The sequence below is a fragment of the Labrenzia sp. PO1 genome, assembly GCF_012273635.1.
Taxonomy (GTDB): Bacteria; Pseudomonadota; Alphaproteobacteria; order Rhizobiales; family Stappiaceae; genus Roseibium; species Roseibium algicola.
In genome coordinates this window covers 62,835-83,638 of sequence record NZ_JAAXCR010000003.1, presented here as the reverse complement: position 1 = coordinate 83,638, position 20,804 = coordinate 62,835, and the positions used below count along the sequence as shown (strand labels likewise).

At 57.8% G+C, this 20,804-nt stretch carries 16 protein-coding genes; 7 read left to right on the top strand and 9 right to left on the bottom strand.

Annotation, left to right across the window (positions count from 1 at the left end):
• The 4 genes from HCG46_RS15390 to HCG46_RS15375 form a co-directional block, all read right to left on the bottom strand.
• Entirely contained in the window at window positions 1-1,536 is a 1,536-nt protein-coding gene (locus HCG46_RS15390; protein ID WP_168686751.1) for an NAD(P)H-hydrate dehydratase, read from the bottom strand.
• 75 nt (window positions 1,537-1,611) lie between these two features.
• The gene (locus tag HCG46_RS15385) at window positions 1,612-3,231 is read right to left on the bottom strand and encodes a CHASE domain-containing protein (RefSeq protein WP_055654539.1); all 1,620 of its coding nucleotides are present in this window, start codon (window positions 3,229-3,231) and stop codon (window positions 1,612-1,614) included.
• A gap of 234 nt (window positions 3,232-3,465) precedes the next feature.
• Window positions 3,466-4,512, bottom strand: coding sequence for a sensor histidine kinase (locus HCG46_RS15380; protein WP_168686750.1), 1,047 nt, complete (start codon window positions 4,510-4,512; stop codon window positions 3,466-3,468).
• 69 nt (window positions 4,513-4,581) lie between these two features.
• A complete protein-coding gene (locus tag HCG46_RS15375; RefSeq protein WP_031268407.1) occupies window positions 4,582-4,743 on the bottom strand; it encodes a DUF1328 family protein in 162 nt (53 codons plus the stop codon).
• Window positions 4,744-5,209: 466 nt separating this feature from the next.
• Here HCG46_RS15375 and HCG46_RS15370 point away from each other — a divergent pair, with 466 nt between their 5' ends.
• Together HCG46_RS15370 and glnA are read left to right on the top strand one after the other, a co-directional pair.
• Window positions 5,210-5,548: a P-II family nitrogen regulator gene (locus tag HCG46_RS15370; protein ID WP_168686749.1), complete on the top strand. Its 339-nt coding sequence runs from the start codon at window positions 5,210-5,212 to the stop codon at window positions 5,546-5,548.
• A 127-nt stretch (window positions 5,549-5,675) separates the two neighbouring features.
• Window positions 5,676-7,085 carry a type I glutamate--ammonia ligase gene (gene glnA / locus HCG46_RS15365; protein WP_055656579.1) on the top strand — a complete coding sequence of 470 codons (1,410 nt, stop codon included), beginning with the start codon at window positions 5,676-5,678 and terminating at the stop codon, window positions 7,083-7,085.
• Between the two features lie 167 nt (window positions 7,086-7,252).
• Here the strand turns inward: glnA and HCG46_RS15360 are convergent, their stop codons facing one another.
• Window positions 7,253-8,299: a P1 family peptidase gene (locus HCG46_RS15360; protein WP_168686748.1), complete on the bottom strand. Its 1,047-nt coding sequence runs from the start codon at window positions 8,297-8,299 to the stop codon at window positions 7,253-7,255.
• A 110-nt stretch (window positions 8,300-8,409) separates the two neighbouring features.
• Window positions 8,410-8,682: a hypothetical protein gene (locus HCG46_RS15355; RefSeq protein WP_031268405.1), complete on the bottom strand. Its 273-nt coding sequence runs from the start codon at window positions 8,680-8,682 to the stop codon at window positions 8,410-8,412.
• A gap of 183 nt (window positions 8,683-8,865) precedes the next feature.
• On the opposite strand from HCG46_RS15355, the gene HCG46_RS15350 reads away from it, so the two are divergent.
• Together HCG46_RS15350 and tyrS are read left to right on the top strand one after the other, a co-directional pair.
• Window positions 8,866-9,084, top strand: a complete 219-nt coding sequence (locus HCG46_RS15350; protein WP_022998411.1) for a hypothetical protein — start codon at window positions 8,866-8,868, stop codon at window positions 9,082-9,084.
• Between the two features lie 123 nt (window positions 9,085-9,207).
• Window positions 9,208-10,461, top strand: coding sequence for a tyrosine--tRNA ligase (gene tyrS, locus HCG46_RS15345; RefSeq protein ID WP_168686747.1), 1,254 nt, complete (start codon window positions 9,208-9,210; stop codon window positions 10,459-10,461).
• Window positions 10,462-10,587: 126 nt separating this feature from the next.
• Here the strand turns inward: tyrS and HCG46_RS15340 are convergent, their stop codons facing one another.
• Window positions 10,588-13,833, bottom strand: a complete 3,246-nt coding sequence (locus HCG46_RS15340) for an AsmA-like C-terminal domain-containing protein (protein WP_209009494.1) — start codon at window positions 13,831-13,833, stop codon at window positions 10,588-10,590.
• 245 nt (window positions 13,834-14,078) lie between these two features.
• Here HCG46_RS15340 and bcp point away from each other — a divergent pair, with 245 nt between their 5' ends.
• The 3 genes from bcp to HCG46_RS15325 all read left to right on the top strand — a co-directional run bounded on the left by bcp (window position 14,079) and on the right by HCG46_RS15325 (window position 16,858).
• Window positions 14,079-14,546, top strand: a complete 468-nt coding sequence (gene bcp, locus HCG46_RS15335) for a thioredoxin-dependent thiol peroxidase (RefSeq protein ID WP_031268401.1) — start codon at window positions 14,079-14,081, stop codon at window positions 14,544-14,546.
• 35 nt (window positions 14,547-14,581) lie between these two features.
• The gene (locus tag HCG46_RS15330; protein ID WP_055654549.1) at window positions 14,582-15,415 is read left to right on the top strand and encodes a ferritin-like domain-containing protein; all 834 of its coding nucleotides are present in this window, start codon (window positions 14,582-14,584) and stop codon (window positions 15,413-15,415) included.
• Between the two features lie 90 nt (window positions 15,416-15,505).
• Complete coding sequence (locus HCG46_RS15325; RefSeq protein WP_168686746.1) at window positions 15,506-16,858, top strand: M23 family metallopeptidase; 1,353 nt, start codon at window positions 15,506-15,508, stop codon at window positions 16,856-16,858.
• 72 nt (window positions 16,859-16,930) lie between these two features.
• Here the strand turns inward: HCG46_RS15325 and prfB are convergent.
• Together prfB and HCG46_RS15315 are read right to left on the bottom strand one after the other, a co-directional pair.
• A protein-coding gene (prfB, locus tag HCG46_RS15320; RefSeq protein WP_139314079.1) for a peptide chain release factor 2 occupies window positions 16,931-18,062 on the bottom strand; the annotation gives its coding sequence in 2 pieces (ribosomal slippage) (window positions 16,931-17,995 and window positions 17,997-18,062; 1,131 coding nt in all).
• Between the two features lie 160 nt (window positions 18,063-18,222).
• Window positions 18,223-20,694 (bottom strand): penicillin-binding protein 1A, encoded by a 2,472-nt coding sequence (locus HCG46_RS15315; RefSeq protein ID WP_209009534.1) that lies wholly within the window; start codon window positions 20,692-20,694, stop codon window positions 18,223-18,225.
• Between the last annotated feature and the right edge of the window lie 110 nt (window positions 20,695-20,804).

Sequence of the window (20,804 nt, the reverse complement as noted above, 5' to 3'; positions counted from 1 at the left end):
TCACCGTAAATTGGATTTCTCCACAAGTGCGCGAAGCGCGGGTTTCAGGGCACTCTCAAGATCTTCTGCGACCAGCCCCGGCCCGGCCTCCCGGCCTGCTTCGCCATGTAGCCAAACGGCCATGGCAGCCGCCTCGAAGCCGTAAACACCCTGCGCAAGCAGACCGACTACAATTCCGGCAAGCACATCACCAGACCCGGCCGTTGCAAGCCATGGAGGTGCGTTGCAATTGATTGCCGCACGCCCATCCGGCGCAGCGACAACGCTGTCCGGCCCCTTCAGAATCACGACAGCGCCGGACATTCGTGCTGCCTCCCTGGCACGGGTCAGCTTGCTACCTGCAAGTTCCGGGAAAAGGCGAGCAAACTCTCCCTCATGCGGCGTCAGAACGACCGGCGCCTTATGCGACCTGATGCTTTCGAAAAACGGAGCGCGATCAACGGCGCAACTCGTCAGACCATCGGCATCGAACACGCTTGCCCGGTTACAGTCCAGGATCTCCGCTACCGCAGATCGGGTCTTTTCACCAACACCATAACCCGGACCGATCAGTACCGCGTTGAGGCGCTTGTCCGACAAGAGATCGCGAATACCGTTTTCAGAGGCAATCTTCTTCAGCATTACCGCCGTCAGATGGCTTGCATAGACCAGGAGCGCATCCGGTGGTGACGCCAATGTTACGAGCCCCGCCCCCGCCCGCAGCGCAGCGCCAGCCGACAACCGCGCAGCGCCGGTTGCCGTGACCGGACCGCCAAAGACAACCGCATGCCCTTTGGAATATTTGTGACCGGTCGGCGCGACTTGTGGCCAATGGTCAAGCCAGAGGTCCGGCCCATTGATAAAAGTATCGGGCGCGATTTGATCGAGAACGGTTACATCGATGCCAATCTGCGCAACTGTAACCCGGCCGCAGGCTTGACGACCGGGATAAAGCAAATGCCCAGGCTTTTGCCGAAAGAACGTGACCGTCTCTTGCGCACTGACTGCTTCACCACAAACAACACCGTCTGCGCCTTGAACTCCGGAAGGAAGATCGACCGCAAGAACAGGTGCGCCGCACTTGTTGACAGCTTTCACCAAAGCTTCGGCGGCTCCGCCTAAAGCGCGGTCCAGCCCTGCCCCAAAGAGAGCATCCACGATCAGATCGGCGCCATCCAATAAAGCGCCTAGATCGCTCGCGATATGATCGCCCTCAATAGCAAGTGCATAAGAAAGCCCCATGCGCCGAAAGGCTTCAAGCGCATCCCCCTTCAGAGAATCGGGCGCTTTGAGCAACCTGACATCAACGCCGTATCCGGCTGCCGCCAGACAACGCGCCGCAATGAAACCGTCACCGCCATTGTTGCCGGGACCGCATAGAATGACTATCCGACCTGAAGCCGGAACCATCCGCGCCGCAGCACGTGCCACAGCCTGGCCGGCCCGCTCCATGAGTTCGATACCTGGAACACCACCCTCGATGGTCAGTCGATCGGCTTTCGCCATCTCCTGCGGGGTCAGCAACACATAATCCAGGGCCGTGCCATGCTGGCTCATTTTTAGGCAGTCCCTTCCATGTTCAAACGGCGCTTGAGAATGCACTCGGGCAAATCATGGCCCAGCAGCCGATTCTCAGACCAGAGGCACGGAAATCCGGATGGCAACACCCTTCTCGGTGAACTGCCGATCGATCTTGCCATTCATCTCACCAGCCACCAGCGCTTCCATGAGCCTGCTGCCGAAGCCAAAATTTTTCGGAGCTTCAATCACTTTTCCGGTCTCCTCAAGCCAGTCGAGCTCAAGCTGCTTGCCTTTTTTGGCCGGCAAGACCTTCCAGATAACCTCGAAGCGTCCGTCATCAGCAAAGACATCGGAATATTTCATCGCGTTCGTCGCAAGCTCGTGAAACACCAGACCGAGCGCATGGGTGCCGGTCTCGTTCAGTTGAACGGCCGGGCCTGCAAGCTTGATGCCCTTTGCCCCCTCACCAAAGACCTGCTCCAGTTCCTGCAGAAGCAATGCTTTCAAGTCCGCCTTCGACCACCTGGACCGGGTCAACAGATCCTGCGCATTCGCCATGGCCTGCAGGCGAGAGCTGAACGAATCATTGAATTCCTCCAGGCTTTCGGAGGCACCGGCGGTCTGGCGAGCAATCGCGAGAATGCGGGCAATTGAATTCTTGATCCGGTGCTTCATTTCCTGAAGCATCAGATCCTTTTCCTGGATCGTCTTTTCAGACATTTCCTTCAGGCGCTGATTGGCCTCTCTCGCCCGCAGGCGGGAGCGAATCGAAACCGCGAGCGCAGCGGAGAAAAGCAGAGATATCGACCCGAGCATGAAGGTACGCCAATAAAGAAAGGCGTTGTCCTTTGAAGCGGCTTCGATAACGGAGATTTCCCAAATCCGTCCACCGACTTCGATCTGCCGTGTCACGAGATTTTCAGCTTCCGCGGCACGCGCCTCATAGTCTTCAGAGGTGTACAGGTGCTCCGGCTGCTCATCCGTCACGTCGGTCGTGTTGACAAGAACCGGTACCGGGGTCGGAGAAGTCAGGGCAGCCTTGTGCAGGTCCCCGGCACGGAAAGGCGCATAGACAAAGCCTTGGATGCTTTCTTCGCCGTTCAGTTTTTCTCCGGCAGCTTCCTCTTCACTTGCCAGCGGGAGATACGCCAGGAACCCCGTCTGCTTCTCCTCCGTGATTTCCTGAACCAGCATGACAGGGGCTGATACCTTGACTGTGAAGGTGTCTGCGGACGCCAGCATGGCCTTGCGGCGGGTTTCGTCGCTGAACATGTCGAAGCCGAGTGCAGCCTTGTTTCGCAGGTCCAGCGGCTCAAGAAGTATGATGGGGGTACGATGCGCCTGGTCCGTCTCGGGCCAGACCTGACGTTCCAGTTCGTAATTCTGCTGCAATGCCAGGCTTGCTTCATCTTCCCTGCCGGTCTGCATCAGCTTGGCAAAGCCGATACCCTGCATGCCGGACAAATGCCCCTTCAGGAACAGGCCAAGGGCAAAGCTCTGGAATTTGGCCCTCGACATGGCTCCGCCATCCGCTTCGAAAAACGAATGCGTCGCAGCAATGAGAGAAAAGTTCTGCTCGGTGCGCCCGCGGATCCGGTCGACAGCCTCTTCTGCGAGTATTTCGAATTCCCGCCGTTCAACCGCTCGCTCCCTGTCCAGAATGACGTAGGTCAGCGACAGGCCGATAGCGGCACTTATCACGAACACAAGAAGGGGAATGTGTCTTTTCATCGCCGCGGGCCTGATCCGGGAAGAAGGTATGGGGACAACAGAATTAGGAAGTTTTCACGATGCAAGCAACAAAAATCACTTGTAGAACCAACAACAAATTTCAAAATATCATCATAACATTTGTTAATTTCAATATTCATTGAAGTATTTAAAAACAACCATTCCGAGAACGCTCTACAACCGCCGACCAGCCGAATGAGTTACTGCAAGCAGTGAAGAATTTGAACGCAGAAGTTAAGCCCGAAGCAGGTCTTCACCCACTTCCCGCCGAACGTTGTACTCAGTTTTCGGAAACACCATGCTGTAATCTATTCCGTCAGGGGAGATCCTCAATTCGGCAGACCCGCTCAAGGATTGCGGCAGCACGGTTTCGAGCAGCAAGGCGGAAAATGCGGTTCTGTCACCATCTGCTTCACCTGCGGCAAGCGCCTTTTTGGTGTCTAACCTGCCCCTCTCTCCTGCATTCCAGTTGAGAACGAGGCACAACCGGCCCTGCCTCATCACCGATTTGCAGGTGAGCAATATTCCCTGGTCAGTCGAAGCCCAGCCGACGTCCAGTGTTGCGGCGATCAATTCATGCAAGCCCAGGCCGATGTAAAGCGCAGCATTGGGGGTCAGCAAAGGGTTTTCGCCCGTCATGGAGATGGGAATGACCCGCTTTGAATCAAACAGCGTGCGTTGAGCTCGGGCAAGATCGAACAGGCGAACACCGAACCAGTCAGCTTCCGTCACAAGATCCTGTGAATTTGAAAGGGAAAAGATCCGCCCCTGAAACTCGGCAAGAAACTGCTCGAGCGACCCGGCGTAGCGAGCGGACTGGCCTGCCAGGCTTTGGATGACAGCCAAAAGGTTCTTCGATCTGTGACTGACTTCCAGCAGCAAATCCTTGAGCGCCTGCTCTCGTCGACGGCTTTCCGTAACATCGACAACGGTTGTCAGCACCTGGGTGATGCCTTCAACACCGGAAATCGTTTCGATGTGGATCTCGAAAACGTGGCCACCTTCAGCCATCACCTCGAGCTTCTCCGAACGCCCCGTCTCCAGCACTGTCTTCTTGGCGTCATCGAGCTGCCTGCCCACGGAATGACCGAAGACCGTTTCGTCCTTCGGGGTCTCTCCCTCGGGCACCGACCATATGTGAGGCAGGTTCGCGATATAAAGGTATTGAAGCGCGTCGTCCTGCAAGGTGACGCAGGCACGCGAACGAAGCAATGCGAGAATGAGATATTCTCGAAGCTGCTCATCAGACTGGCTGGCGTTGTGCCATGTGAGCCTGCGCACGGATAACCTCACATTAAACTCAAAAGAAGCGAACCCCTATGGCGTTTCGTGGGTCCAGGATATTCGTTGCTACCTTCGTAGCATGCCCGCAATCAGGGAAAGCACAAAAACTGCAAGGAACAGCCCGATCAAGATTTGTGCAATCGAAGCCGACATGCCCGCCATTCCAAAAAACCCGAACAAACCTGCGACGAGAGCAATGGCCACCACAGCCAAAGCGTAGAAAAGCATAGCCGTCTCCATATTCCAGTTCTTCTGCAACGCGTAAGGGCGGGGATGGTTCCTCATTCCGGAAATCAGCCAGGAACCGCCCGTACATCGGAGCAACGCCCCCGGCAGCGCCGGCTGGAACTGTCGATTGACTTGAGATTGTGCAAAATCATGCAACCACTGAGCAGGGCAATCTCATCCGATTGCTAAAATTCAGCCTATTTTTTAGGCTCTTTGCTTATTTTGTGATCATATGACAAATGGGATAGGCGACTGACCACCACCCCGCTGATAGAATTTGCCGCTTTTAGTGGCGGATTTCCCAGCGCGGGTAAAATTTACGGGTTGTCATGGCCGTTTGGCACACATCGTGCTTTATAGCTTGCAACGGTCCCTTCCGGGCCCGACCGGGTCGTTTTGTCCCGCAGGATCGGAAAAGGGCACGCCGAAATTATCCGGCCTTAAAAGTGGAGAGAGACACAAGGTGATGAAAAAGATCGAAGCGATCATCAAACCCTTCAAATTGGACGAGGTCAAAGAAGCTCTGCAAGAGGTCGGTCTCCAGGGCATCACCGTTACGGAAGCCAAGGGCTTCGGCCGTCAGAAAGGCCACACGGAACTCTATCGCGGCGCTGAATATGTCGTGGATTTCCTGCCGAAGGTGAAAGTGGAAATTGTACTTGGCGACGACATGGTCGAGAAAGCCGTTGACGCAATCAGAGCCGCTGCGCAAACAGGCCGCATTGGCGACGGCAAGATTTTCGTTTCAAATATCGAAGAAGCAGTCCGTATCCGTACCGGTGAATCCGGCATAGACGCTATCTGACCCACCCATTCCGGCATTCGCCGGCAATCCGAATTCCGGTCCCACGCAACGGAGCCAAATTTAAGACACTCTGCCGGGCCGGAACAGTACCCAACCGTTCACATGAAAAACTAAAGGGATGGACATTATGACCACTGCCGCTGAAATCCTTAAGGAGATTCAGGAAAAAGACGTGAAATTCGTCGACCTGCGCTTTACCGATCCTAAGGGTAAAATGCAGCACGTCACCATGGACGTAGTACTCGTTGACGAAGACATGTTCGCTGAAGGCGTCGCTTTCGACGGTTCGTCAATCGCAGGCTGGAAGGCCATCAACGAGTCCGACATGATGCTGATCCTGGATCCGGAATCCGCACACATCGACCCGTTCTTCGCACAGTCCACCATGGCGATCTTCTGCGACATCGTCGACCCGGTCACCGGTGAAGGCTACAACCGCGATCCGCGCATGACCGCGAAGAAGGCAGAAGCCTACGTGAAGTCCGGCGGCTTCGGCGACACCATTTTCGTCGGCCCGGAAGCTGAATTCTTCATGTTCGACGACGTCCGCTTCACTGCAGACCCGTACAACACCGGCTTCATGCTCGACAGCTCCGAACTGCCGTCCAACATGGGTTCCGAGTACGAAACGGGCAACCTGGGCCACCGTCCGCGCACGAAGGGCGGCTACTTCCCGGTTCCGCCGATCGACAGCGCGCAGGACATCCGTTCCGAAATGCTGTCCGTCATGGCCGAAATGGGCGTTCCGACAGAAAAGCATCACCACGAAGTGGCTGCTGCACAGCACGAACTCGGCATGAAGTTCGACCACCTGACCCGTTGCGCCGACAACATGCAGAAGTACAAGTATGTCGTCCACCAGGTCGCACATGCTTACGGCAAGACGTCCACCTTCATGCCGAAGCCGGTATTCGGTGACAACGGCACCGGCATGCACTGCCACCTGTCCATCTGGAACAACGGCGAGCCGACCTTTGCCGGCAACCAGTATGCCGACCTTTCGGAAAGCTGCCTGTACTTCATCGGTGGTATCCTGAAGCACGCCAAGGCCCTGAACGCCTTCACCAACCCGTCGACCAACTCTTACAAGCGTCTGGTCCCGGGCTACGAAGCACCGGTTCTGCTGGCTTATTCCTCGCGTAACCGTTCGGCTTCCTGCCGTATTCCGTTCACCGCCTCTCCGAAGGCTAAGCGCGTTGAAGTTCGCTTCCCGGATCCGTCCGCGAACCCGTACCTCTGCTTCTCCGCCCTGCTGATGGCCGGCCTCGACGGGATCAAGAACAAGATCCACCCGGGCGACGCGATGGACAAGAACCTCTACGACCTTCCGGCCGAAGAGCTTGCAGAAATCCCGACCGTTTGCGGCTCCCTGCGCGAAGCACTGGAAGCAGTCGATGCAGACCGTGAGTTCCTGAAAGCCGGCGGCGTGTTCGACGACGACCAGATCGACGCTTACATCGAACTGAAGATGGAAGAAGTCGAGCGTTTCGAAATGACCCCGCACCCGGTCGAATTCGACATGTACTACTCTGTCTGATCCCTTCGGGTTCAAACATGCGGAAAGGCCGGGCATTTGCCCGGCCTTTTTGTTTTCCAAGCACCCCGCTTTCCATGTCTCAGCGCAAGAGTGAGTTGGTTACCACCGACAATTCCACAAGCAGCCTTGGCCAGCCTGACAAGCCCCACGAGAAAATCGCGAGCGACCTAGGCATGCCCGTCAAGCCAATCGGCAAGAGACGGCCGTTTGCTACGCCCCCGCCCACGCATGGCGGGAGACGCAATCATCGCATTGAGTACAGCCTCCTGCGTCGTTTCAGCTGCTGCCTGAAACAGGACATCGATCTTGTCTTCCTTGAGAATATCGCGAACGATGAAATCGCCCTCCTCGAAATGGGCAATCTTGCAGGCAGTTGAAAAAGCAAGTGCGATATCGCCGCTTCCATTGCCATAATAGGCACCCAGCCGCGCCAAACCCGCCCCGGCCCTGCGGGCAATGCGTTTCAATTGCCGGCTTTCAAGAGGCACATCTGTCGCCAGAACAACGATGACCGAACCGCGTTCTTCGCTTTGGCGCGCCTCCTTGGGATGCGGTCTGCGTCCATCCGGCAGGACAAGGTCTCCGGGGCGACCGAAATTGGCAAGCACCAGGGCGGCAAGTCTGTGCTGACGGCCTCCTAGCTCAAAGAGGCGGGAGGCCGAACCGATACCGCCTTTGAAGCCGAACGCGCTCATGCCCGTCCCTGCCCCGACACTGCCCTGCTCCACCGTCGAACCTGCAGCCTTCAGAGCCGCTTCCGCATCGGCTTCACTCAAGGCCATTGCCTGAATATCGCTCAGGTAGCCGTCATTGCACTCCATCACCACAGGATTAATGGTGCCTGTGGACCGGCCTATTTCAGGATTTTCGGCAATTGCCCTGCGGATGAGCGCGTTCACACCGGTTCCAACGCAAAAGGTGTTGGTCAGAAGGATCGGCGTTTCCAGTGTCCCGAGTTCATCGACCTGTATCAAACCAGCACTCTTTCCGAAGCCGTTGATCACCTCGACGGCGGCAGGAAGTTTCTCGCGAAAGAGATTGCCCGGGTGCGGCACGATTGCCGTGAAACCGGTTCTGAGGTCGCCCTCGCACGTGGTTCTGTGCCCAACCGCAATACCATCGATGTCCGCAAGGGTATTCAGGGGGCCGGGTTCCAGAGTGCCGCATATGAGGCCATGAACGCGAGTGGGAGAGAGCGAGGGAAAGGAAGACATGGAACACCGGACGAATAATTTCACTGTCCCGTGTTGAAAAGGAGGTTCAACCAAATCTCAAGACGAAAAAGCCTCCCGAAGGAGGCCATTCGCTTGTGCTGTGGATGGGATCAGTAACAGACGCGCTGGTATCCGACGACGATGTACCGACCATGGTAAGGGCTCCACCGGGTCACGGGCCGGTTCTGGCAACGGACCGGCTGGTAGTAGCGCGGCTGAGCCTGGGAGGCGATGATAGCGCCGGCAGCAAGGCCGATGATGGCACCTGCGGCAATCGCGCCACCATGACGGTTCTTGGCATGAGCTTCGTTCGGGGTAATGGTGACGGCAGCGGTTGCCATGGTGGCGACTGCGACGGCGGCTATTGCAAACTTGCGAAACATGACGGCTCCTTTCAATTGTTGAACAGCGGCTTTCGTTGCGCTGCTGATGAATTGAATGTAGGCGCCGCCTGCTATGTTGGCTGTGACTGTGATCACGCTGCGTCACTTTCGCCAGAGTGTGTGCCGGAGTGTGTTGGGAAAACGTTGGGGACCTGGGGTCTCACAAGAAAGTAGGAGTTATCCATGTGGGTGATTATGGCCGTATCCATTCAGCTTTTGAGCGGTCCCAATGTCTGGCCGGTCGCCGATGAAGGCACTTTTCAGGATGAAGCGGAATGTCAGGCTGCATTGAGCGAAGCCGTTCCACGGACACTCTCGGAAGGCATGCGCCTTGCCTGGGAGGGGGGCGAATTGAAATTCGTCTGCGTGAAGGTGCGCGCCAACGGCCAGGTCGGCAACTAACCAGCGGCAGAGCGCAGCAGCGTCCTGATTTTCCGGCAGGCGCAATTTACAAGTCCTGCGGCACGCGCTAGAGCACGACCGCAGGAATGCCGGCAGGCACACAAGACGGACGGACAGGCGACTATGAGCGAGTTCAAATCGGACTTTCTAAACGTTCTTTCAGAACGCGGTTTCATTCATCAAATCTCGGACCCGAAGGGCCTGGACGAGCTTTGCGCGAAAGAAACCGTAACGGCCTACATTGGTTTCGATTGCACCGCACCGAGCCTTCATGCCGGGTCTCTCGTGCCGATCATGATGCTGCACTGGTTCCAGAAGACCGGCCACCGGCCGATTGCCCTCATGGGCGGCGGCACCACGCGCGTCGGTGATCCGTCCGGCAAGGACGAATCCCGCAAGATGCTCACCGAAGAGCTGATCGAGGAAAACAAGGCCGGCATCCGCAAGGTCTTCGAAAAACTTCTCACCTTCGGTGACGGCCCGACAGACGCCATCATGCTGGACAATGCGGACTGGCTTCTGAAGCTCAATTACGTTGACTTCCTTCGCGACATCGGCCGGCACTTCTCGGTCAACCAGATGATCCAGCGCGACAGCGTGCGCCTGCGTCTGGAACGCGAACAGCATCTGTCCTTCCTCGAATTCAACTACATGCTCCTGCAGGGCTACGACTATCTGGAGATTTACCGTCGCACCGGTTGCCGGCTACAGATGGGCGGCTCCGACCAGTGGGGCAACATCCTGTCCGGCACCGATCTCGTTCGCCGTCTGGCAGAAGTCGAAGCCTTTGCCCTCACCTCTCCGCTTCTGACCACGTCGTCGGGTGCAAAGATGGGCAAGACTGCCGCAGGCGCTGTGTGGCTCAACGAAGAGCAGCTTTCCGCCTATGACTACTGGCAGTATTGGCGCAACACGGAAGACGCCGATGTGGAGCGTTTCATGAAGCTCTTCACAGTTCTTCCAATGGACGAAATCGCCCGTCTTGCGGCACTGCAAGGCTCGGAGATCAACGAGGCCAAGAAGATACTGGCTACGGAAGCGACTGCCCTGATCCATGGTCGGGAAAACGCTGAAGCTGCTGCCGAGACCGCCCGCAAGGCATTTGAAGAAGGCCAATCCGCCGAAGGCCTGCCGACGGTGGAAATTGCCAAGGCCGAACTGGAAGCCGGTATCGGTGTGCTTTCCGCATTCGTGAACGCAGGCCTGTGCGCCTCGAATGGAGACGTCCGCCGCAACATCAAGGGTGGCGCGGTCAAGATCAACGACAAGGGCGAGCAGGACGACAAGCGCCAGATCACGCTTGCTGACCTGACCGGTGACGGCATCGTCAAACTGTCGCTCGGCAAGAAAAAGCACGTGCTCCTGAAGCCGGTCTGAGTTGAAGCACTCCAGAACTGATAAAAAGCCGGGCACCGCCCGGCTTTTTTGTTCGGCAATAAGAGTGACAGGAACAAAGGCCTTCGGCAGCAACCTGGTCCGCCAGACATTGGCTAGTGCGATTGCTCAGTTCGCCTGAAACTCGAACATCTTGCGGAAAATGCCCGGCGCTATCGCCGAAATCGGGTTGACCGAGAGCACCGGGTCGGACACCGAACCAGACAAGCGATAGGTCACACCGATCAGGCCTTCTCCGGAATTGCCGCCGAGCGCAAAGCCCAACAGCGGGATCTTGGCGAAGAAATTGTTGAGAGCGTAGATCGGCACGAAGGTACCGGTAAGGTTGAGCGTCTGCTGCGACAGATCCACCGAGCCACTGACAGTTCCTCCCAGTGCGTTGCCTTGGAGAGCCCCGCGACTGATGGTCAGCAATTCGCCTTCCCGTGAGAAATTGATATCCAGCGTTTCGAAACTGGCGGTGTCCGCAGCTTCGTTGGTATTGATCGCACGCCCGTCCGGGATGCGATTTGAGCGGTTCTGCTCGCGAATACGCTGAATGGCCGGATCTTCCGTGATCCGCAGTGAGCGCACGTTGAAATCGCCGACCCAGCTGTTCTCGTCGGCCATCGCCACATTCAGGACCCCGGTTCCACCGCGCATACGCTTGTAGAGGTCAAGGAAACGCAGTGTTGCGCCTGTGTTTGCAAAACGGCCGATTGCCGCCTGCGTGCCGCCCTGGTCCGTCACCGTGAATTCGAAATTCGCACGGCCGTTCACAAGTCCCTTCAAGTCCGCAGAGACCAGTCCCTTGGCACCGGTATCGATCTTGCCCGAGAATTTCTCGATCGCCTGATTATTGAACCCGGTGACACGGTCAATATTGGCGGCAATTCTTGCACCGCCCGAAAAATCACCGGCTCCCTTGCTGCCACCGGGGCTCCGCATGCTCTTGATCAGGCCGCGTCCGTCAAAGGAAGATCCGGCGAAGATGATGTCATAGCGTCCGTCCGTCGCCTTCTGGATATCGACTTCGACATTGTCGCCCGGGCGCAGCTTGAATGTATTGAACGATGCGCTGACAAGATCGCCGGCCATCGACAGTTGCATCGAACCGGCAACATCGACGCCCTCTGATACCAGCTTGAAGTCCTTCACACGGCGCTGTGTGTCCGTCTCAACCAGCTTGAAAGACGCCGTTGCGGGAACACCCTTGGCTTTTTGCCAGCCGAGCGCCTGCAGCCGGACATCCGTCTGTTTCAGGTCGATGACGAATTCCTGTCCGTCGCTGACCTTTGCAACGCTCAACGTCATGTTGCCTTGGAGAAAGGCGGTCAGATCCACCCCCTTCTCTTTCAGCTGCTTCGCGTTGAGCGCAACAACAACATCCTGTCGTGCCGCAACACCGGATTCGCCCAAGGGCACCACAAGGTCGATATCGGCCTGCAATCCGTCGAGTATCCCCTTGCCGGTAATCGCGACCTGATCCTTGTTGGCCTCCAGCGCAACATCCGACTTGCGCACCGTGTGCCCCATGATCGGATTGCTGTCCGAGAAATTCGTCAGACGGCCTGTCGCCTGCCAGTCGATATCGGCAAGATCGATTTCATTGCCCAAGGGAAACGAAGCCGTGATTTCAAGTTCTCCCGCCCCTTCGACGCCATCATTCTTGAGATCAGCCCGGTCCAGCACGCGGAAAGGCGCACTGTTGACCATCGCACCAAGGTCGCTCGCCGATCCCTCAATGCGGGTCTTCACGCTTGCCATCTTGCCGTCCCGCAAAGGCAGGTTCTGGATCGCGAAGACACCATCCGGCAGAGTAACCTCGCCACCACTTGAGGCCGTCGCCGTTCCGCCTGTCGCAGTCACGGTCAGTGTCTCGTTTTCAATTGTGAGCGTACCGTCGAGGCCATCAATCTGCGGAACGTCCCCAACAGGCGTGACTGCACCATCGGAAAACGTCATGTCCAGGCGCATGTCGTCCCCCGCCCAGCCCGGGTCCGGATCCCGCGGATCAAATGCCGGCGGGCGGAGCGCGCCCGTATAGGAAACGGTCTCGATCAAGCCGCCTTTCAGGCGCTCGATGATCCAGCGGCGCGCCGGCGGCACAAGCGTGATCGGCCAGAGCTGCTTTGCCACTGCAACCGGTATCAACTCCCCATCAGCGGCCAGCGCCAGATAAGGTCCTTCCGGTGTAATCTGCAGCGAGGCGACACCATGCACGACGGCCTTGCCAGAGCGAGCCGTGAAGCGGTCGACGGAGAGCAATTTTTCAAGCGGATCGAAACGCGCACGAATCTGGACGCCGTCCAGCATATGCGGCTCCTCGGGAACATCGGCTGAACCGAACTGCGGATATTCCGAATCCAGCTTGATCTGCCACTCGGGACTATCCCCAGCAACCGGCGAAACAGACCCCGTGAAGAAGATGCGTGAATTGCCGCGAATGACATGCGAACTGGTAATTTCAATTGCGTTTTGTCCCGCCTCGAACAACAGGGACAGTGCTGCATCGTCAAAAGCGACCAGTGTCTTGCCAAGCTGGAACCAGCCGTTACGCACACGCGCAACCGCATTGGCGGAGACGAACTTGCCATCGCCTGTCAGTCTGCTCTCGATTTTGGCGGAGGCCGGAAGTCCCAGCCCCTTGCCCTGCACCGATTTCGCGCTCGGCCCCAGCAGTTCGGCAAGGGTGATTCCGTTGACCACGACCCCGATGCTCTTGGCATTCGCACCCGGCGGGGCGTTGCGCGCCAGCTCCAGTCTCCAGGTGGAGATATTGCCGGCAACTCGCGCGAACGCCCGTATCGAACGGTTGTCGTCACGCAGGATATCCGCGTCAATGCCTCGGTATCGTCTGGGGATGGAACCGGCCAACTCGAAAGAAGCGTCACGGATCTTGACGAAGCTGAGGCCTCGGCGGGCAAACTGGTCGTCCACTACATCGCTGACCCTGTCGACGGCTTCCATGAGCGGCCCCATTTCCGGAAACTTCGCCGGCCCGCCAGCCAGGACAATCCGCACATGGGGCCTTGTCAGGATTAGAGACGAAAAATGAAGCTTGCCGGAGAGCAGTGCATCCCGGTTCAGCGGCGCAGTCAGTTCAGGAAGACTGATGCTTACAGGTGACCCACCGGCGATCTCCGCCCTGGCATCCGAAATCAGGATATTGATGCCGTCCGGCGCAGTAAAATCGACACTTGCGCTGCCGATGGAAAGTTCGACCTGCCCTCGGGTGCCTTGATAGGCCAGCAGGCTGCCTAGAAGCGGAATGTGCACCGGCCCGGTTGCAAACAGAATGGCGATGCCGGCAACAAGACCAACCAGAACGGCGGCGACGACGTAGCGCAAGCGCTTGCGTTTTTTCGGCGTCACTTTGGCCGTGTCCTGAGATCCGCCGGTTTTAGGCAAATACGTCAATCCAATCTTTCGCCTGCATGCGTAAGACAGGCGCTTGGGTTCGGGTTCGGAGCAAAGCGCCGGGTTACCTCACTACAGCTCCGGACGAGTCGCTGAGCGATTGATGATACTGCGAAAGCTTTGCTAAAAGCGACCGCAGCCATTGTAGACGCAGCCGGAAACCGGCATTAACGCACAAACTTTGACAGAAGGAAGGCATGATGAGCGAATTGGCCGTCGGGGATGTCGCACCGGATTTCGAACTGGAAGGTGATGGCGGCAACAGGGTGTCGCTGAGCGCCCTCAAAGGAAAACCCGTCGTAGTGTATTTTTATCCCAAGGATGACACGCCGGGCTGCACAAAGGAGGCTATTGCCTTCACTGAACAGTCCGATGCATTCGCCAAACTTGGCGTGACCATTATCGGGCTCTCGCCTGACACAGCCGCCAAACACGACAAGTTCATCGCCAAGCACAATCTGGCGATCAGACTGGGGGCGGACACGGAAAAGGAAGTCGCGGAGGCCTACGGGGTCTGGGTGGAAAAATCCATGTACGGCAAGAAATACATGGGTGTGGAACGCACCACCTTTCTCGTCGGTGCAGACGGCAAGATCGCCGAAGTCTGGCGCAAGGTGAAAGTTCCAGGGCACGCGGATGCCGTTCTTGAGGCTGCGCGGGCCCTGTGAGTTCCCCACTGGAAACGGCAACCGGCAGCACCAGGATGGTGACCGGAAGGGACAACTTGCCGCACACTCTGGTTGCCGGAGCGCGAGCGATCGTGTGCGCTTCCGATACAGCCGAAAAAGTGCGGCTTGCCTATGCTGTTTCCAGGGCCTGGTTTCAGCGTGAACTCGCTCTCGGATCTCCCTCGAGAGATGGTGCGATGCCGGATCGGCCGGGCCGGCCGGAAAAACCTGTTCTGCTTGCACCGCGAGACATGCCAAAACGCAGCTTGAAGGGCAAGGCGGGCCGCCTTGCCCTGATTCACTCCCTGGCACACATCGAGCTCAATGCAGTGGACCTGACATGGGACCTGATCGGACGCTTCGCGCACGTCAGGCTGCCCAGGTCCTACTATGACGACTGGGTGCGAGTCGGGCTTGAGGAAGCCAAGCATTTTGCCATGCTGCAGGAGCGCCTGGCGAAACTGGACGCCACTTATGGAGACCTGCCTGCCCACGACGGTCTCTGGCAGGCAGCGCAGGACACCGGACACGACCTTGCTGCCCGCCTTGCCATCATCCCGTTGGTACTCGAGGCAAGAGGCCTCGACATCACGCCACCGATGATCGAAAAAGCCCGCGAAATCGATGACGAAGACACCGCCAAATGTCTCGACATCATCTATCGGGACGAGAAAAACCATGTCGCCTTTGGCGCAAAGTGGTTCCGGTTTCTGTGTGACCGGCAGGGAATCAGGCCTGAGTCGGCATTCCACACCTACGTGCGCCGTCACTTCAGGGGTCCGTTAAAACCTCCCTTCAACGATCGCGCGCGGTCCGAAGCCGGACTAACTCCCGGTTTTTACAAGCCTCTTGCGCCTCTCATCGGATAAATTTCACAACCGTGAAGACGAATTATTAACCTTACCAAATTCTAATCAGGCTCAGATCTTTTGCAGAATGCAGGCAGTGACTGAGTGACAATGCAACAGCGCCAAGAATCGACGCGGACCTATCAAGCCCCCCGGACAGAGCCACATCGTCCGGTTCTGGAAAAGGGCGAGAAGACGACCACGTACAGTGTAAGGCCGGTTCATCTTATTTGCGGTGCAATCGGCTGCGTGACGGCAACCTTGGCGGTTGCAGGCACAATTGGCTACTACGCCCTGCGCAGTGACATGATGGCCGAGGCCAGCGCTGAAAGAACCGAGCTGGTGCTGGAGTATCAGGACCACATCGACCGCCTGCGTACCGAGATTGCAAATCTGACGAGCCGCCAGATGGTCGACAGGGAAACCGTCGAGATCCAGGTAATGGACGTTCTGCGCCGGCAGCAAGACCTCAATCAGCGCCATGCCATCGTGGCCGACCTGGTTGCCAGGGCGGAAAGCGTCGGTATCTACCTCAGCAACGACAAGCCCCTGCCCCCGGAGAAACCTTCGCTCGACGAGCGCAACCTCGCTTCCCTGGATGGTAGCGACAAGTCTGCAATCGGCGGCGAAAGCGAGTTGATCGAGGAACCGGTAAAAGCCTTGGGATTGCGCGACGGTTCCACAAGGTCCTTCGATCCACTGGCTATTCTGCAGCAGCCGGCAACCGATACCGCAACGCCGGATACCGACGTAAAAAAAAACTCTGAGAAACAGGCTGCCCTCGACGCGGTAAAGGCCGACATCTCCATGATGGACGAAGAAAGTACGGCGGCCGTCGATGCGATCACCATCGCGACGGAAGGCCGTATTGAGGACATCCTCCGCATCACGCGCTCTATCACGCCCGGACTCAACGCCACACTGCGTGAAAAGACCTCCCTCGGCGGCCCGTTCCAGCCGATCAACGACGAGAACTTTCCAGACCGCCTGGACCGCGCAAACACAGCCCTGGACACTCTGCGTCGCGTGAAATTTACCGCACTGCGTCTGCCGATCAAACGGCCCGTCCGGAACGGCTCTGTGTCAAGCACCTACGGTCCTCGGGTTGATCCGTTCCTGGGCCGGCTGGCCATGCACACTGGCATCGACTTCAAGGCCCCTTACGGCGCACGCGTATTCGCAACGGCGCCCGGCACAGTGATCAGCGCCGGACGTAACGGTGGCTACGGCAAGATGGTGGAGATCCGTCATGCGAACGGCTTCGTCACCCGCTATGCTCATATGAGCCGCATCCAGGTATCGGAAGGTGACCATGTTCTGGCGGGCGATCTCGTCGGCAATGTCGGCTCCACCGGTCGCTCCACAGGTCCACATCTCCACTACGAGATCCGCCGGCATGACAAGCCCGGCAATCCGGCAGCTTTCCTGGCGGCAGGCGATCGCTTCTCGGCACTCGACCTTTGAAGGGTGAACAAGGCCGAAACAAAAAAACGGGGCCGAATGGCCCCGCTTTCATTTGTATTTTCCACTGTGCTTTTAGTCGATATCGGCGACTTCGACCGGATCTCCACCAAAGACGCGCTGTGCCAGCGCAGCTTCCATGAATTCATCCAGATCGCCATCGAGAACATCGCCTGGAGACGTGCTCTCAACACCCGTGCGCAGATCCTTGACCAACTGATAGGGCTGAAGCACGTAAGAGCGGATCTGGTGCCCCCAGCCGATGTCGGTTTTCGAGGCAGCTTCGGCGTTGGCCGCTTCTTCGCGCTTCTTCAACTCCGCTTCATAAAGGCGGGCCTTCAGCATCGACCAGGCCGTTGCCCGGTTCTTGTGCTGTGAGCGCTCGGACTGACACTGCACCACGATACCGGTTGGCTGATGCGTGATACGCACGGCGGAATCGGTCGTGTTGACGTGCTGACCACCTGCACCGGAGGCGCGGTAGGTATCAATGCGGCAATCACTCTCGTTGATGTCGATCTCGATGGAATCGTCAATCACCGGATAGACCCAGGCACTGGAAAAGCTGGTGTGGCGGCGGGCGTTGCTGTCATAGGGCGAAATCCGTACGAGGCGATGCACGCCCGATTCGGTCTTCAGCCAGCCATAGGCATTTTCGCCCTTGATCAGTAAGGTCGCAGACTTGATGCCCGCTTCTTCACCGTCATGATATTCCAGCACTTCGACCTTGAAGCCCCGCTTTTCCGCCCACCGGCGGTACATGCGAAGCAACATGGACGCCCAGTCCTGGCTCTCGGTACCACCGGCACCGGAGTTGATTTCCAGGTACGTGTCGTTCGCATCGGCCTCACCGGACAGCAGCGAATTGAGCTGCAGCTGGTTGACCTTGCCCTTGAGACCACGAAGCGCTTCCTCGGCATCGGTAATGACGGACTTGTCGTCTTCCATCTCGCCGAGTTCGATCAGTTCGATATTGTCGGAAAGGTCCTGCTCCAGCGACTTGATGCCACCAATGCTGTCATCAAGCTGCTGACGCTCGCGCATCAGCTTCTGGGCCTTGGACGGCTCATTCCAGAGGTTCGGGTCTTCGGAAAGGGCGTTCAGCTCTTCCAGTCGGACAACGGCCTGATCCCAGTCAAAGATGCCTCCTCAGCAGGCTTATGGCCTGCTTGATTTCATCGACGATCGCTTCCATTTCGGCGCGCATCGGATACCTCGCTTTTGATGTGAAGCGGCCCGGTCTCCTGCAAGAGGCACCGGGCCGAGAATTGGAGCGGGACATTACCCAAGCAGGACTTCGCTGTAAACCGTCGAAAAGGATCTCGCGATGACCTGACAGTCAGCCAGCCCCTGCCAGGCCAGGCGGGTCAGTAAAGACCGCCTGTGCCGACCGTAACGGCCTGCTGCGCTTCCGGAGAAACCGCAGTCGGAACTCCCATTGTGTCCTGGAACCCGATGACGGAGTAACTGTCCGGCGGGGCCATGCCAGGCTTGAAGGCTTCCAGGATCGAACCCGGATCACCGGCAGCGGTTCTAAGACCGGTGCGGCGGTTGATCGGGATCAGCTGAAGACCCTTGGGTACACGGAATTCCACCGGCGGCTTGTCGGCCAGAGCAGTCTTGACGAACTCGGTGAAGATCGGCGCCGCCACCTGACCGCCCGTTGCTCCGCGGCCCATCGGTTTCGGATTGTCGAACCCCACAAACACGCCGACCGCAAGATCCGGCGTAAAGCCCATGAACCAGGCGTCTTTTTCGTCGTTGGTGGTACCTGTCTTGCCGGCGACCGGACGACCAACCGCACGAACGGACGTTGCCGTACCGCGCTGAACCACGCCTTCCATCATCGATGTGATCTGATAGGCAGTCATCGGGTCGAGTACCTGCTCGCGGTCGTCGATCAGGGTCGGTTCGTCCTGGCCTTCCCACACATCCTGCGTACAGCCGTCACAGATACGGCTGTCATGCTTGTAGATGGTACGGCCGTAACGGTCCTGAATACGGTCGATCAGGGTCGGTCGAACTTTCCTGCCGCCATTTGCGATGGTCGCATAGGCGGTTGTCAGCCGCAGCACGGTGGTTTCCCCCGCACCAAGTGACATCGACAGAACCGGAAGCATGTTGTCGTAGATGCCGAAACGCTTCGCATATTCTGCGACCAGCGGCATGCCCATGTCCTGAGCGAGCCGAACAGTCATGACGTTCCGTGACAGCTCGATGCCTGTGCGCAGGGTCGACGGACCGTAGAATTTGCCGCCGTAGTTCTGCGGGCGCCATGTACCGAGACCCGGGCCCTGGCTGATTTCCAGAGGCGCGTCCATGATCACGGAAGACGGCGTGTAACCGTTGTCGAGAGCGGCAGCGTAAAGGAATGGCTTGAAGGACGAACCAGGCTGCCGGTAGGCCTGCGTTGCACGGTTGAATTCACTCTGTGCAAAGCTGAAACCACCGACAAGTGCAAGGACACGGCCGGTATAGGGATCCATCGCCACCAGAGCGCCCGACACCTTCGGGATCTGACGAAGTTCATAGGTTCCCGGCGCAACCGGGCTTTCCTGGACATAAACAACATCGCCAGGCGTCAGCACATCGGAAACGGCGCTCGGTGCCCTGCCCTTGACCCGGGCCCATTTCATGGTGCTCAGGAACATCGGGCCGGTCTTGCGTTCATCGGAAAGCTGGCCACTGACCTGCCGTTCCGGCTGAACGCCAATCTTGGCCTCTTCACCACCGGCTTCCAGAACCACTGCGAGCTTCCACTCCGGCAGATCGCTCAGGGCTTCCACCTTGGCAAGATCGATGCCCCAGTCGGCACCAAGGGTGATCTTGTCGACAGGGCCATTCCAGCTGCCGCGTTGGTGGTCGAAGGCAATCAAGCCGTCCATCAACGACTTGCGGGCCAGTTTCTGCATTTCGGGGTCAAGCGTCGACCGCACCGAAAGCCCGCCTTCGTACAGGCGCTTGTCGCCGAAGATGTCGGCCACTTCGCGGCGGACTTCTTCAGTGAAGTATTCTGCGGCAAACAGGCGAGAACCGGTTTCACGCGGCTTGACGACAATCGGTTTCTGTTTGGCTTCCTCGCCGTCCTGAGCGCTTACGTAACCATCTGCGATCATACGATCGATCACGTAGTTGCGGCGCGCAATGGCGGCTTCTGTCTTCCTGTAAGGATGATAGTTGCTCGGACCTTTCGGCAGCGCGGCCATATAGGCGATTTCTTCAAGCGACAGTTCGTGAACCGACTTGTCGAAATAGATCAGCGAAGCGGCTGCGACGCCGTAGGCCCCGAAGCCGAAATAGATCTCGTTGAGATAAAGCTCGAGAATTTCGTCCTTGGTGTAGGCCTGCTCGATGCGCAGGGAAAGGACCGCTTCCTTCACCTTGCGCTCATACGCGGCGGAACGGCGTTCACGCTCTTCGCTCACGAGATCGGACAAGAGGAAGTTCTTTGCGACCTGCTGCGTGATGGTCGAAGCACCTTCCGGACGACGGCCGGACCCATAGTTCTGGATGAAACGCACCGCCGCACGGGCAATGCCTTCCGGGTCGACACCGATGTGGGTGTAGAAATTCTTGTCTTCGGCTGCGACAAACGCCTGCTTGACGCGATCCGGGATTGCCTGGATCGGCAGGAACATGCGCCTCTGAGTCGCGTATTCGGCCATAAGACTACCGTCAGCGGCATGCACACGCGTCATGACCGGTGGCTCATAGTTCTTCAGGGCCGTATAATCCGGCAGATCCTTCGTCAGGTCCTGCAGGTACATCCAGACCCCGGCGGCAATCAGCAGCGCAAAGATCGCGCCGATTCCGAACAGGTAGCCAAAAAACTTCACCAAAAATTTCATACCGCGGGCTCGTCTTTCCCCGTTCTTAGCGCTTCCAGCTTTTTAACACGGAAACATTTGCTCAGCATCACCGATGCCGACAGTCGCACAAACTTGTCTGC